Raw genomic sequence first — 13,328 nt, 5'->3', positions numbered from 1 at the left:
GATTTAGGGTCAGAACCGGTCGGCGTTCATCACTTTCGCCCACGCCGCCACGAAGTCGTCCACGAACTTCTGCTTCGCATCGTCCGAGGCGTAGACCTCCGACACCGCGCGCAGTTCGGAGTTCGACCCGAACGCCAGATCCACCGGGCTCGCGGTCCAGCGCAGCTTGCCGGTCTTGCGGTCCTTGCCGTCATAGAGCCCCGGCGCCGCGCTCTTCGACCAGACCGTGTCCATCGACAGCAGATTGACGAAGAAGGCATTGTCGAGACTGCCCGGCGTCGCGGTGAAGACCCCCGCGCTCGACTTGCCCGCATTGGCGCCCAGCGCGCGCATGCCGCCCACCAGCACCGTCATCTCCGGCACCGTCAGGTTCAGCGCGTCGGCCTTGTCGACCAGCGCGGCGGCCGGGTCGAGCCGGTAGTCGGCCGTGTAGAAGTTGCGGAAACCGTCGGCCTTGGGTTCGAGGTACGCGAAGGAGGCCACGTCGGTCTGGTCCTGCGCCGCATCGACGCGGCCCGGCGTGAAGGGCACCGTTACCGGATACCCCGCCTTGCTCGCCGCCTGTTCGACACCGGCATTGCCCGCCAGCACGATGAGGTCGGCCATCGACACCGCTTTTCCGGACTTCGCGAAGTCGGCCTGCACCGCCGTCAGTTTCGCCAGCACCTTGGCCAGTTCCGCCGGATCGTTCACCGACCAGCCGCGCTGCGGGTCCAGCCGCAGCCGCCCGCCATTGGCGCCGCCGCGCATGTCGGTGCCCCGGAAGGTCGAGGCCGAAGCCCATGCCGTGCGCACCAGTTCGGGCGTCGTCAGGCCGGAGGCGAGCACCTTGGCTTTCAGCGCGCTCTGGTCCGCCTCGCCCAGGGGTGCGAAACTCGCCTGCGGCAGCGGGTCCTGCCACGAGAACGTCTGGTTCGGAACGTCCTTGCCCAGATAGCGCGCCTGCGGGCCAAGGTCGCGGTGGGTCAGCTTGAACCACGCGCGGGCGAAGGCCTGCGCGAATTCCTCGGGGTTCTCGTGCCAGCGCTGCGCGATCTTGAGGAATTCGGGGTCCTGCTTGATCGCGATGTCGGTGGTGAACATGATCGGCGCGTGGGTCTTGCCCTTGATGTGCGCGTCGGGGACCATGTTGGCGGCCGCCGGGTCGGTGGGAATCCACTGCGTCGCGCCCGCCGGGCTCTTGGTCTTCACCCACTCCATGCCGAGCAGGTTGTCGAGGTACTGCGAGGTGAACTTGATCGGGTTCGCCGACCATGCCCCTTCCAGGCCGCTGGTGATGGCATCTTCGGCATTACCCTTGCCGCACGTGTTCTCCCAGCCCAGGCCCTGCTTCTCGGTCCCGGCGGAGGAGGGATCGGCGCCCATGCACTTGCCCGGATCATGCGCGCCGTGCGCCTTGCCGAAGGTGTGGCCGCCCGCGATCAGCGCCAGCGTCTCCTCGTCGTTCATCGCCATGTTGCCGAAGGCGCGGCGGATGTCGGCGGCGGCGGAGATCGGATCGTGGTTGCCGTTCGGGCCTTCCGGGTTGACGTAGATGAGGCCCATCTGCGTCGCGGCGAGCGGACCCTTGAGGTTGCCCTTCGCGTCGCGGCGCTTGTCGGTCATCATCTTGGTTTCCGGCCCCCAGAACACAAGGTCCGGCTGCCATGCGTCGATGCGGCCGCCCGCGAAGCCGATGGTCTTGAAGCCCATGTCCTCCAGCGCGACATTGCCGGTCAGCACCATGAGGTCGCCCCATGACAGCTTGCGGCCGTACTTCTGCTTGATCGGCCAGACGAGGCGGCGGGCCTTGTCGAGACTGACGTTGTCGGGCCACGAATTCAGCGGCTCGAAGCGTTGTTCGCCGCCGTCCGAACCGCCGCGCCCGTCGCCGACGCGGTAAGTGCCCGCGCTGTGCCAGGCCATGCGGATGAAGAACGGGCCGTAGTGTCCGTAGTCGGCGGGCCACCACGATTGCGAGGTGGTCAGCACCTTGCGGATGTCCGCCTTGACCGCGTCGAGGTCGAGCGTGGCGAACTCCTTCGCATAGTCGTAATCGGCGCCGTAGGGGTTGGACTGCGCCTCGTGCTGGCGCAGCGCGGCGAGGTCGAGGGTGCTGGGCCACCAGTCCTTGTTGGACATGCCGCCGGGCTTGGTGCCGGCGGGAGGGGCGGGCTGTTCGGTGACCGTCTCCGCCTCGGTCGCGGCCTTGTTCGGCTTGGCCTGTTCGGCGGCCGACGCGGGCGCTGCGAGCGCGCAGCACGCGGCGCCGAACATCAGCGCGAGCATGCGGTTTCCAGGGGTGTTCATGGCCTCTCTCCTCCTGTTGCTTTGGCCCTTGCAAGGGCGGCCAGAGGGTACGCCCCGAGGGACGGGATCGTTAGTGCGCTTCGTCGATGAGAGTGATCGGGCAGGGCGATCAAAATCGAAAGGTTAAGCGAGCTGCGCGATTTGTTGCCGCTCCATCGCCGGGGCGTTGCGCGCGGGCGGCTCTGGAAACGCGAGGCGAGCTGGCCTAATAGACAATCCTGTTGAATAGCGCGCATGGGAGAGACCGCGTGACCGAACCGGAGGCCTACGAGCCCAGCCGTCTGACCGCAGCGGACATGGACGCCGAAGTGCTCGCCACTTATCCGACCGAGGCGTTTCTCTCGAAGGACTACCTCGCGGCGGAGAAGACGCTGCTGTGGCCCAAGGTCTGGCAGATGGTCGAGCGCGAGAGCGACCTGCCGAACCCCGGCGACTGGCTGACTTACGACGTCGCCGACGAATCCGTGATCGTGCTGCGCAAGGACGACGGTTCGCTCAAAGCCTTCCACAACGTCTGCCCGCACCGGGGACGCCAGCTCGTCTCGGTGCCGGACATGCTGCCGGGAAAGGTCCATGATGTCCGGGGCTCGAACCGGCGCAACTTCATCTGCGGCTTCCATGGCTGGACCTTCGATCTGGAGGGGCAGAACACCTACATCCTCGATCCGCAGGACTGGCAGAACAAGCTGACGGCAGAGATGACCTGCCTGTCCGAAGTCCAGGTCGATACCTGGGGCGGCTACATCTACATCACGATGGACCCCGACGCCGTGCCGCTGCAGGAGTGGATGGGCCGCGCGGGGGAAATCCTCTCGCACTTCCAGCTGGAGAAGATGCACTACAAGTGGCGCCAGTGGGCGATCTACGACTGCAACTGGAAGACCGCGATCGAGGCGTTCCTTGAACCCTATCACGTCGCGGGCACGCATACGCAGCTGCTGGCCTATGGCGATTACTACGCGCTGAGCCGCCAGTACGGGCTGCACTCGGTCTCCAGCTACGACACGCGCGATGCCAAGTTCGAGATGAGCGAGAGCGCCGGCACCACCCGCGCCGGCAAGGGCGACGATCCGCGCGTTTCCACCTACGAGCTGATCCGCGAGAACTACGAGACGGTGAACTATTCCGCCTCCACCGAGACGCTGGTGAACGCCGCCGCTCGCCTCCAGATCGAGCTTCCGGAGGACGCCACCCCGCAGGAATGCATCGCCCACTGGCTGAAATCCGCCAAGGCCGACGACGCCGCGCGCGGGGTGATCTGGCCCGAGGTTCCGCCCGAGATCAAGAAGGAAGGCGGCCTCGCCTGGGGCCTGTTCCCCAACCAGAACATCCTCCACGGCGAGACCTTCGCGCTGTGCTACCGCGTGCGCCCCTACAAGGACGATCCGGACAAGTGCGTGTTCGAAAGCTACGCCCTCGAACGCTTCCCCGATGGCGAGGCGCCGCAGACCGAGTGGACCTATGCCGACCCCATCGGCGAGAACTGGGGATCGGTGCTGGCGCAGGACTTCTCCAACATGCAGTTCGTGCAGAAGGGCATGAAGTCCAGCGGCTTTCGCGGACCCTTGCCCAACCCGCACCAGGAGCAGAAGGTCATCAACCTCCACCGCAATCTGGCGAACTTCATGGGCGGGCGAGGGGCTCCGACCAAGCTGGACGTCTGGCCCCGGAACTGAGCTGCATACTCGGGAGTTTTACGAGGGTTAACGGGCGCGCCGTCCATTTTTGACGCGCCTCCTCGAAAGGCTCGTCCATGAACACGAAGATCCTCGCCCTGGCCCTTGCCGGTTCCACCGTGGCGCTCAGCGCCTGCGCCACGGACGGCTATGGCGGCGGCTATGGCTACAGCTCGGTCGGCTGGGGCACGCCTTATGCCTATGACGGCTATTACGACGGGTACTACGGCCCGATCCACGACGGCTACTGGGGCAGCGACGACTACTTCTACTACCGCAACAACGACCGCGACCACCGCTACCGCCGGGGCGACCGCAACCACATCATGCGCGCGCGCCCGCAGGGCCAGCACAACTACCAGCCGTTCCGGGGCGAGATGCGCCCGCAGCAGGGCATGAAGATGCCGATGTGGCGCGGCGGCGGCGATCATGATGGCGGCGGGCGCGGCGACGGCCGCCGACCGGGCCGCGGCCGCCGCTGAGGCGGCTCAGCCGTCCTCTTCCCGCGTGCGCCGTGCCTCGATGGTACGGCGCAGCTGCTCCAGCTTGGCGTCGATCACCGCGCGCGTCTCAGCCACGGTGGGCATCTGCGCCTCGATGTCGCGCCGCACCCGCTCGTAGAGCGGCGAGCCCGGCCGCGCGTCCTGCGTAGGCGGCGCGGCGTAGCGCTCCGGCATGCGCTGGCGCAGCAGGAACAGCATGAGCGCGGTGTCGTGGCGGGTATACGTGGCGACCACCTTGCCCTGGCTCGCCACCGGGCGTTCCTCGCCCAGGATCGCGCGTTCGAGCGCGCAGTCCTGCAGCCGCAGCATGCCCCGGTCGACCGCCTTGTCCCACGCGGCCGAGAACCCTTCGGCGCCCTTCATCAGCCGCAGCTTGTAGAGCGCCTCGAGGCTCGCCCCGATCGCGCGGGCCGCCTGCGTGACGATCCCGCTGGCGGCGAGCGCGGCGATGAACATGCGCTGCCGGTCGGGCGTGATCGAGTTGCGGCGCGGACGGCTGTGCAGATAGGGCGCGAAGCCGAGCAGCGGGTCGTCCGCCTCGGGCAAGTCCTCGAAGAACGCCATGGCCGAAGTGCGCCGCGAAGGCCGCACCGAGCGGCACCCCACCCGTTCCTCCCCGAGCTTGTCTCGGGGAGGGGGACCGCCGACGCAGTCGGTGGTGGAGGGGCACGCGCGAGATCGCCGAACGTCACCGCCGGACGCGGTATCGTCAGAAGGTTTCACGCGAAGCCGCGAAGCCGCAAAGGATTTGCCGCCGCGCCGGCGCTCGGGATGTGCCGGGGGCGTGGAGGATCGGTCCGTCATAAGGCGTGGAACTCCATGGGGTGTTGGAGTGGATGCCCCTCATGGCGGACCTATGTATCGCGGGCCGGGGTGTGTAGGAAAATGGTTTTTGGAGGCCCGGAAAGGGGTTGCCGAACTCCGAAATTTCAGTCCAATCTGCTCTCAAAGACCATAGTTATTTAATGTCTCGATGGACTTGGAGGCAGCATGTCCAAAGTTGAGCAGTTTATTAATATTTGTGAAAAGCATCGCTGGAAATTTTACCACTTTTACCGATGTTAAAAATTTAAAAAGTATCGAAGAGCATGGAATTCTCTCGATGCGTGAAATTAGATCTATGGGGATAAGCCCTGTTACTGGCGGTAATCAGTGGAGCTTGGATGCGGATAAGGCGAAAGGGATGGATAAATTCGTCCATCTTTGCTTTTTTTCGTCACATCCAATGGAGTATGTCGCGAAAAAAGACGGGCGTATTGGCGAATCGAAATTTTTACGGATCGACCCTTCGATTTTGCGCATCCCCGGGGCGCTTATAGCCAAAGATGTGTCCAATAAGGCGGATGCGGAGTATGGTCCCGCAGAGGATATGATCGAGCAGGTTGATCTGGAGGTCATTTATACAAGAACTGACTGGAAAGATGGTAAAATAAAAGAAAGACTTCTTCTTGCAAAGAAGAGTGAAATCTTAATACCTGATCGAGTCACATTGGATTATTTTAAGATATAATATGGCAAAGCGTCCCATATTTGTTCCGATTTTGGATGGAAAGCGTTACGTATTGGAGCGCTATGTCGATTTCGTTTGGCACTCTGGTTTTGCGAAATCTCAAAAGCAGAAGAGTATTCGTGATCTTCATGAAGTTGCTCTCCGGGAATATGGTGTCAAAAACCCGCTAGAGGTATCATCTAAGTCGGAGTCGCCTCTTGGTGTATCTTTATCGTCATTTAATCTGAAATTCACTACTGCAAAAGGTAGACGGCTTACGGTTGAGGCTGCATTTCAAGGTAGTAAGGTGTTTTCCGATGGAGGGCCTTACATTGATATATTTGGTAAGTCTCCGAAGGATGCAAAGAGGGATGAAAGGCTGACTTCCAGTGGGCCGCTTTTGAAGTTCAAATTCTTCAATGTGGATTGGGATTTAGAGCCTAAGACTGCCTTCTATGATTGGTTGTATATAAATGCTCTATTAAAAAATCCTGACGTCGCTTCCGCGGTGACTGATCATGATGGTTTTACTGACATTGAATTTAATCCAGAGCGCTCAATAAATTGCCAGGCGAGGTCAGTGGCTTTGTTTTGTGCTCTTTATCACAATGATAGATTAGGGTTTGCATTAGAAAGTAAGGCCAATTTTCTTTCTCTATATGCTGGACGGGTGCCTGATCCTCATAATCCTTCGCAAATCCGCTATTTGATTTGAGTAATCGAAGTGGGTGGCTCTACATGAGTGCCTTGACCCCATCCCCCCAATCCCCTAAAGGCGCGCATCCCTCGCGGGCTTGCTCGCGGTGGATATACAGAGCTGAACATTGCCGTTCCGGCGCGTTTCTCGCAGCTTTTCCGTGGCTTTCGGGCCTCGGCAGGGTGGGGAAACACGGATCGCTTCCTTCATCCGAATCGGGTGAGGGCGCATCCCTCGGGCGGGCGGCAAAGTAATCCGGCAGCGCTCATCGGCGGCCGGGTGGAGTGTTTTTCGGCTCACGGGTGCGGCCTTCCTCGTTTGAACGAGGGGGCAGGGCAAACCGATGGCGGTCCCAGTCCTCCAAGTTTTCTTGGCGCTGGGATGACGGCCTCGCGGTTTCCTTCCTGCATCGCGTGATCGTCTACTCTTCTCCCGTCATCGCCAGATGCAGCCCTCCCGGCCCGGTGACCACCGGGGTGCGACGGGTCGATACCGATGGTTTCGGTGTCGATCCATCGCACTCCCATTTGAAAGAAGAGTATAGATGCCCACTATCAACCAGCTGGTCCGCAAGGGCCGCGAACCGCAGAAGGCCAAGTCCAAGGTTCCTGCGATGGAGCAGAACCCGCAGAAGCGCGGCGTCTGCACCCGCGTCTACACGACCACCCCGAAGAAGCCGAACTCGGCACTTCGCAAGGTCGCCAAGGTGCGTCTGACCAACAGCCGCGAAGTCATCTCGTACATCCCGGGTGAAGGCCACAACCTGCAGGAGCACTCGGTCGTGCTCATCCGCGGCGGCCGTGTCCGCGATCTTCCCGGCGTTCGCTACCACATCCTGCGCGGCGTGCTCGACACCCAGGGCGTCAAGGATCGCAAGCAGAGCCGCTCGAAGTACGGCGCCAAGCGTCCGAAGTAAGCCACTCACAAGGCTCGCGGCGGGGCACCCGTCATCCCAGCGCAGGCTGGGACCGCTGGCAGCCTAGAAGCGGCCTTGAAGTACTAACACTTACCGAGCGCCCAGTGAGGCCAGCGGTCCCGGATCAAGTCCGGGATGACGGCTGAAGACCTCCGCTACGCTCCGGACCATTTGGAGTTTAAAAAATGTCACGTCGTCGTCGTCCCGAGAAGCGGGAAATCCTGCCTGATCCCAAGTTCGGGGATCTCATCCTGTCCAAGTTCATGAACAACCTCATGTACGACGGCAAGAAGTCGGTCGCCGAAGCGATCGTCTACGGTGCCATGGAAACCATGGAAACCCGCGCCAAGTCGGACCCGATCCAGCTGTTCCACGACGCCCTCAACAACGTCGCGCCGCAGATCGAAGTGCGTTCGCGCCGCGTCGGTGGTGCGACCTACCAGGTCCCCGTCGAGGTTCGTCCCGAGCGTGCGCAGGCTCTCGCCATCCGCTGGCTGATCACCGCCGCGCGCAACCGTCCCGAGACCACCATGTCGGCACGCCTCTCGGGCGAGCTGCTGGACGCCTCGAACAACCGCGGCAACGCGGTCAAGAAGCGCGAAGACACGCACCGCATGGCGGACGCGAACCGCGCCTTCTCGCACTACCGCTGGTAATGTGCTGAGTGTGCGCCCGGATGAGTTGGTCATTCGGGCGTCACACTTTTATTTCAGGGGGCGAGGGTCTATCTGAAGGCCGCTCTCGCTCCCGAAACCCTCGCTCAAGGATTCTCCCATGGCACGCAGCCATCCGCTGAATATGTACCGTAACATCGGTATCATGGCGCACATCGACGCTGGCAAGACCACGACGACCGAGCGCATCCTCTACTACACCGGCAAGTCCTACAAGATCGGCGAAGTCCACGACGGCGCTGCGACCATGGACTGGATGGAGCAGGAGCAGGAACGCGGCATCACGATCACCTCGGCTGCCACCACCTGCTTCTGGACCGCAGAGGGCCAGGAATACCGCATCAACATCATCGACACCCCGGGCCACGTCGACTTCACCATCGAAGTCGAACGCTCGCTGCGCGTGCTCGACGGTGCGGTGGCATGCTTCGACGGCGTTGCCGGCGTGGAGCCGCAGTCGGAAACCGTATGGCGCCAGGCCGACAAGTACGGCGTCCCCCGCATGTGCTTCATCAATAAGCTGGACCGTACCGGCGCGAATTTCAAGTATTGCGTCCAGTCGATCATCGATCGTCTTGGTGCTACTCCGGCTGTGCTTTACATTCCTATTGGTCTGGAAGCCGACCTCAAGGGTCTCGTTGACTTGGTGCACAACCGCGCGATCGTCTGGAAGGACGAGTCGCTTGGTGCCGAATTCTTCTACGAAGAGATCCCGGCCGAGCTGGCTGACGAAGCCGCCGAGTACCGCATGAAGCTCATCGAACTCGCCGTCGAGCAGGACGACGAGGCGATGGAAGCGTATCTCGAAGGCAACGAGCCCGACGTCGCGACGCTCAAGAAGCTGATCCGCAAGGGTACGCTGGGCCATGCGTTCGTGCCGGTCGTCTGCGGTTCGGCGTTCAAGAACAAGGGCGTTCAGCCCCTGCTCGACGCCGTCGTCGATTACCTGCCTTCGCCGCTCGACATCGAAGACGTCCAGGGCGTCAAGGTGGACAGCGACGAGCCTGACAGCCGCCCGCCGGCCGACGACGCGCCGTTCTCGGCTCTCGCGTTCAAGGTCATGAACGACCCGTTCGTGGGCTCGCTCACCTTCGCTCGCATCTATTCGGGTACGCTCTCGAAGGGCACGTACCTGAACTCGGTGAAGCAGAAGAAGGAAAAGGTCGGCCGCATCCTCGAGATGCACGCCAACGAGCGTAAGGACATCGACGAGGCCTTCGCGGGCGACATCGTTGCTCTTGCCGGCATGAAGGAAACCACCACGGGCGACACGCTCTGCGCCGAACGCGCGCCGATCGTTCTCGAACGTATGGAATTCCCCGAGCCGGTCATCGAGCTGTCGGTGGAGCCCAAGACCAAGGCCGACCAGGAGAAGATGGGCATCGCGCTCAACCGTCTCTCGGCCGAGGATCCCTCGTTCCGCGTCTCGACCGACCACGAGTCGGGCCAGACCATCATCAAGGGCATGGGCGAACTTCACCTGGACATCATCGTCGACCGCATGCGCCGCGAGTTCAAGGTCGAAGCCAACGTCGGTGCGCCGCAGGTGGCTTACCGCGAATACCTCGGCAAGGCTGTCGATGTGGACTACACCCACAAGAAGCAGTCGGGCGGTACGGGTCAGTTCGGCCGCGTGAAGGTCAAGGTCACGCCGGGCGAGCGCGGTGCGGGTATCACCTTCAAGGACGAGATCAAGGGTGGTAACATTCCGAAGGAATATATCCCCGCGATCGAAAAGGGCATGCGCGAAACCGCTGCCTCGGGCTCGCTGGTCGGCTTCCCGATCATCGACTTCGAAATCGTCCTCTACGACGGTTCGTACCACGACGTCGACTCGAGCGCCCTGGCGTTCGAAATCGCCGGTCGCGGTGCCATGCGTGAAGTCGCCCAGAAGGCCGGCATCAAGCTGCTCGAACCGATCATGAAGGTCGAGGTCGTGACCCCGGAAGAGTTCATGGGCGACGTCATCGGCGACCTCAACTCGCGTCGTGGCCAGATCCAGGGCACCGACAGCCGTGGTAACGCACAGGTCGTGGAGGCGAACACGCCGCTCGCGAACATGTTCGGCTACGTGAACTCGCTGCGCTCCTTCACCCAGGGCCGCGCGAACTACTCGATGATCTTCTCCCACTATGACGAAGTCCCGGCGAACGTCGCGGCCGAAGTCAAGGAGAAGCTCGCCTAAGGGCGGGCGGGATCAAGCATACTCTTGCCTGACGGCAGGATTGGTTATAGGGGCGGCGCCTGCATCCGCGGGCTCCGCTCCGATACCCCGCAGATTCGAAATCAAGACGAAAGAAGGTTTGAAAGATGGCCAAGGCTAAATTTGAGCGGAACAAGCCGCACTGCAACATCGGCACCATCGGTCACGTCGACCACGGCAAGACCACGCTGACCGCCGCGATCACCAAGGTGATGGCTGAAGCGTTCGGCGGCACCGCCGTTGACTTCGCGAACATCGACAAGGCTCCCGAAGAGCGCGAGCGCGGCATCACCATCTCGACCGCACACGTCGAGTACGAGACCGACGCCCGCCACTACGCGCACGTCGACTGCCCGGGTCACGCTGACTACGTCAAGAACATGATCACCGGTGCCGCCCAGATGGACGGCGCGATCCTCGTCGTGAACGCTGCTGACGGCCCGATGCCGCAGACCCGCGAGCACATCCTGCTCGCCCGCCAGGTCGGCGTGCCGCAGCTGGTCGTGTACATGAACAAGGTCGACCAGGTCGACGACGAAGAACTGCTTGAGCTGGTCGAACTCGAAGTTCGCGAACTGCTCTCGTCGTACGACTTCGACGGCGACAACATCCCCGTCGTCAAGGGTTCGGCTCTGGCCGCTCTCGAAGGCCGCGACGACAACATCGGCAAGGAATCGATCCTTGAGCTGATGAAGGCTGTCGACGACTTCATCCCGCAGCCGCCCCGCCCGACCGACAAGCCCTTCCTGATGCCCGTCGAAGACGTGTTCTCGATCTCGGGCCGTGGTACGGTTGTGACCGGCCGCGTCGAGACCGGCATCGTCAAGGTTGGTGAGGAAGTCGAAGTCGTCGGCATCCGCAACACCCAGAAGACCACCGTCACCGGCGTCGAAATGTTCCGCAAGCTGCTCGACCAGGGTGAAGCCGGCGACAACATCGGTGCACTGGTTCGCGGTCTGAAGCGTGAAGACGTCGAGCGCGGCCAGGTTCTGGCCAAGCCGGGCACCGTGACCCCGCACACCGAGTTCTCGGCAGAAGTCTACGTTCTGTCGAAGGACGAAGGCGGCCGTCACACCCCGTTCTTCGCGAACTACCGTCCGCAGTTCTACTTCCGCACCACCGACGTGACCGGCGAAGTGATCCTCCCCGAGGGCACCGAGATGGTCATGCCGGGCGACAACGTCTCGCTGTCGGTCAAGCTGATCGCCCCGATCGCCATGGACGAAGGTCTGCGCTTCGCAATCCGCGAAGGCGGCCGCACCGTCGGCTCGGGCGTCGTTGCCTCGATCACGAAGTAATTCGTCGATCGGCCAACTACGGCTGAAGTGATTGGCCCGGCGTCTCGAAAGAGGCGCCGGGCTTTTCGCGTTTATGGGATGCTTGGTCTCGTCATTGCGAGCATAGCGAAGCAATCCAGGGCGGTGCAGCACTGCCCTGGATTGCTTCGCTATGCTCGCAATGACGGAAGGGGAGGGCGTTCAGACGGTACGGCTCAGGGCTGCCGCAGATCGCCCTGTGCGATCTTCCATGCATCCGAGCCCTTGGGCGCTTCGGGGATGGACTTCAGGTCGATGTAATAGACGGGTTCTGGTACCCGGCCGAAGGGGATCGTGATGCACGGGCCAAGGCAGCCGGGCAAGTTCCAGAGGTCCGGCGGGTGCAGCGCCCCGTTGCGCGTGCTTTCGTCCACGGACTTCGAGGTCGGAACCCGCTCACTGGTGCCGTCTCCCCCGTGAGAGCACACGACGATGGTGCCGTCATTGCCGCCATTGCTGGCGCGGGCTGCGTCGCGGCAGGCATCGTCTATCGGCCCGCCTTTCGGATCGGGCAGGCCGACATGGGCGGTAAGCACGTCCGTATCATCAAGGTCGATGGGAACTTCGCTTCCGGTGGGGCCGTAGGCCGAGCCTGCGGCGGCGGCAGGCGCGGAAGCAAGGCAAGCGAGTGCCAGCGCGGTGAGCGCGCTGGAAATTGTCGTGGTAGTGGAGGGCATTGGCAGCGGCTTCTGTTAGGCGTCGCACTGCCAACCTAGGGAGTGGATCGGGCGCAGGGAAGGGTGGTTGCGACGAACCGCGCGGGTTGCTGCGAATTTGGGGCTGGCAAACCAATGTTCGATCTTCGCCGAAGCGGAAGAGTCAACACCGTTCGAGCGTTTCAGATGTCATTACGAGAAATGAGCTTCAAATGACCACACCTGTATAAACGTACGATGCCACCATCGAAGCGGTATGGCAGTGCCCTCTAGGTCCAGCGCTTTCATAGCACGATTGAAGCAGTCAACTTCAAGCGCACGAAGCTCAGTTACGCAGTCCGCTTCAATTGAATATCGCTCTTTCACCCATTCCGAGATTAGTTGTGGACCGGGATTGTCGGTCGTCCGGATTTCGTGAAGCATTTTTGACCATTGCTTAAGCCACTGCTTATGAGCCGCTGCAGCCGTATCGGTCTTAAAAACCAACTGAATGGTGCCAACTATCGTCAAGGCCAGCGTGGCGATCTTGGCGACTGTTGTGCTTTCGCCGCCTAAAAGTGTAAGAAAGGCTCCGGCACCGCCGATCACTGTGACAAGCGATGCCAATGAGCCAACAAGGTCTAAAAAAGAGGCTCGACGACGATGATACCGCACTGAAAGTTCAGCGGAGAAGAGCATTTCGTCTCGCGTAATCACTCTTGATTACTTGCCTGGCTTCGACGGAGGCACTGGGCGGTCAAATGACACAAAATTCCCCGAATCCTTCCGAGTGCTGTCCTGGGCATAGTCCGGGCGGGGCTGAGGGGTGGGGGTCGGAGTCGGTCTTTGTGTGCGCTTGTCGTCTGCCATAGCTAGTCGGCCGTGAACAATGCGATGTTCGTTTCGGCGACGGGTAGATTGCGTCCGATG

12 protein-coding genes are annotated in these 13,328 nt (G+C 62.0%); 8 read left to right on the top strand and 4 right to left on the bottom strand.

Translation table 11 applies throughout. From position 1 onward, the window contains the following. Positions 1 to 9: 9 nt before the first annotated feature. Entirely contained in the window at positions 10 to 2,289 is a 2,280-nt protein-coding gene (gene katG, locus QRN25_RS14560) for a catalase/peroxidase HPI (protein ID WP_285020061.1), read from the bottom strand. A 296-nt stretch (positions 2,290 to 2,585) separates the two neighbouring features. Between katG and QRN25_RS14555 the strand changes: the two genes are divergently transcribed. Together QRN25_RS14555 and QRN25_RS14550 are read left to right on the top strand one after the other, a co-directional pair. Beyond that, positions 2,586 to 3,965: an aromatic ring-hydroxylating oxygenase subunit alpha gene (locus tag QRN25_RS14555; RefSeq protein WP_502910470.1), complete on the top strand. Its 1,380-nt coding sequence runs from the start codon at positions 2,586 to 2,588 to the stop codon at positions 3,963 to 3,965. Positions 3,966 to 4,042: 77 nt separating this feature from the next. Beyond that, positions 4,043 to 4,447, top strand: a complete 405-nt coding sequence (locus QRN25_RS14550) for a hypothetical protein (RefSeq protein WP_285020059.1) — start codon at positions 4,043 to 4,045, stop codon at positions 4,445 to 4,447. Positions 4,448 to 4,453: 6 nt separating this feature from the next. Here the strand turns inward: QRN25_RS14550 and QRN25_RS14545 are convergent, their stop codons facing one another. Further along, positions 4,454 to 5,059: a hypothetical protein gene (locus QRN25_RS14545; protein ID WP_051586954.1), complete on the bottom strand. Its 606-nt coding sequence runs from the start codon at positions 5,057 to 5,059 to the stop codon at positions 4,454 to 4,456. A gap of 430 nt (positions 5,060 to 5,489) precedes the next feature. Between QRN25_RS14545 and QRN25_RS14540 the strand changes: the two genes are divergently transcribed. The 6 genes from QRN25_RS14540 to tuf all read left to right on the top strand — a co-directional run bounded on the left by QRN25_RS14540 (position 5,490) and on the right by tuf (position 11,745). Beyond that, positions 5,490 to 5,978 (top strand): DarT ssDNA thymidine ADP-ribosyltransferase family protein, encoded by a 489-nt coding sequence (locus QRN25_RS14540; RefSeq protein ID WP_285020058.1) that lies wholly within the window; start codon positions 5,490 to 5,492, stop codon positions 5,976 to 5,978. 1 nt (position 5,979) lies between these two features. Then, positions 5,980 to 6,672 carry a DarT1-associated NADAR antitoxin family protein gene (locus QRN25_RS14535; protein ID WP_285020057.1) on the top strand — a complete coding sequence of 231 codons (693 nt, stop codon included), beginning with the start codon at positions 5,980 to 5,982 and terminating at the stop codon, positions 6,670 to 6,672. A gap of 526 nt (positions 6,673 to 7,198) precedes the next feature. Then, positions 7,199 to 7,570, top strand: coding sequence for a 30S ribosomal protein S12 (rpsL, locus tag QRN25_RS14530; RefSeq protein WP_007011879.1), 372 nt, complete (start codon positions 7,199 to 7,201; stop codon positions 7,568 to 7,570). A 185-nt stretch (positions 7,571 to 7,755) separates the two neighbouring features. Beyond that, positions 7,756 to 8,226: a 30S ribosomal protein S7 gene (rpsG, locus tag QRN25_RS14525; RefSeq protein ID WP_008828242.1), complete on the top strand. Its 471-nt coding sequence runs from the start codon at positions 7,756 to 7,758 to the stop codon at positions 8,224 to 8,226. 118 nt (positions 8,227 to 8,344) lie between these two features. Beyond that, positions 8,345 to 10,429 (top strand): elongation factor G, encoded by a 2,085-nt coding sequence (gene fusA, locus QRN25_RS14520; RefSeq protein WP_008828241.1) that lies wholly within the window; start codon positions 8,345 to 8,347, stop codon positions 10,427 to 10,429. A gap of 125 nt (positions 10,430 to 10,554) precedes the next feature. Beyond that, the gene (gene tuf, locus QRN25_RS14515) at positions 10,555 to 11,745 is read left to right on the top strand and encodes an elongation factor Tu (protein ID WP_008828240.1); all 1,191 of its coding nucleotides are present in this window, start codon (positions 10,555 to 10,557) and stop codon (positions 11,743 to 11,745) included. Between the two features lie 194 nt (positions 11,746 to 11,939). Here the strand turns inward: tuf and QRN25_RS14510 are convergent, their stop codons facing one another. Together QRN25_RS14510 and QRN25_RS14505 are read right to left on the bottom strand one after the other, a co-directional pair. Further along, entirely contained in the window at positions 11,940 to 12,440 is a 501-nt protein-coding gene (locus QRN25_RS14510) for a hypothetical protein (RefSeq protein WP_285020055.1), read from the bottom strand. Between the two features lie 171 nt (positions 12,441 to 12,611). Continuing rightward, the gene (locus tag QRN25_RS14505; RefSeq protein WP_285020053.1) at positions 12,612 to 13,097 is read right to left on the bottom strand and encodes a hypothetical protein; all 486 of its coding nucleotides are present in this window, start codon (positions 13,095 to 13,097) and stop codon (positions 12,612 to 12,614) included. Between the last annotated feature and the right edge of the window lie 231 nt (positions 13,098 to 13,328).

It is taken from the genome of Novosphingobium sp. fls2-241-R2A-195 (genome assembly GCF_030209485.1).
In the GTDB taxonomy this organism is placed as follows: domain Bacteria; phylum Pseudomonadota; class Alphaproteobacteria; order Sphingomonadales; family Sphingomonadaceae; genus Novosphingobium; species Novosphingobium resinovorum.
Note: the sequence above shows the minus strand (reverse complement) of the source record. Positions and strands in the feature narration are given on the sequence as shown.

What these genes read in the sequence shown, in the direction of transcription:
- QRN25_RS14555 (WP_502910470.1), top strand. Translation starts at nt 2,586, where the DNA reads ATGGACGCCGAAGTGCTCGCCACTTATCCGACCGAGGCGTTTCTCTCG.
- QRN25_RS14535 (WP_285020057.1), top strand. Translation starts at nt 5,980, where the DNA reads ATGGCAAAGCGTCCCATATTTGTTCCGATTTTGGATGGAAAGCGTTAC.
- QRN25_RS14550 (WP_285020059.1), top strand. Translation starts at nt 4,043, where the DNA reads ATGAACACGAAGATCCTCGCCCTGGCCCTTGCCGGTTCCACCGTGGCG.
- rpsG (WP_008828242.1), top strand. Translation starts at nt 7,756, where the DNA reads ATGTCACGTCGTCGTCGTCCCGAGAAGCGGGAAATCCTGCCTGATCCC.
- katG (WP_285020061.1), bottom strand. Translation starts at nt 2,289, where the DNA reads ATGAACACCCCTGGAAACCGCATGCTCGCGCTGATGTTCGGCGCCGCG.
- QRN25_RS14505 (WP_285020053.1), bottom strand. Translation starts at nt 13,097, where the DNA reads ATGCTCTTCTCCGCTGAACTTTCAGTGCGGTATCATCGTCGTCGAGCC.
- fusA (WP_008828241.1), top strand. Translation starts at nt 8,345, where the DNA reads ATGGCACGCAGCCATCCGCTGAATATGTACCGTAACATCGGTATCATG.
- QRN25_RS14510 (WP_285020055.1), bottom strand. Translation starts at nt 12,440, where the DNA reads ATGCCCTCCACTACCACGACAATTTCCAGCGCGCTCACCGCGCTGGCA.
- rpsL (WP_007011879.1), top strand. Translation starts at nt 7,199, where the DNA reads ATGCCCACTATCAACCAGCTGGTCCGCAAGGGCCGCGAACCGCAGAAG.
- tuf (WP_008828240.1), top strand. Translation starts at nt 10,555, where the DNA reads ATGGCCAAGGCTAAATTTGAGCGGAACAAGCCGCACTGCAACATCGGC.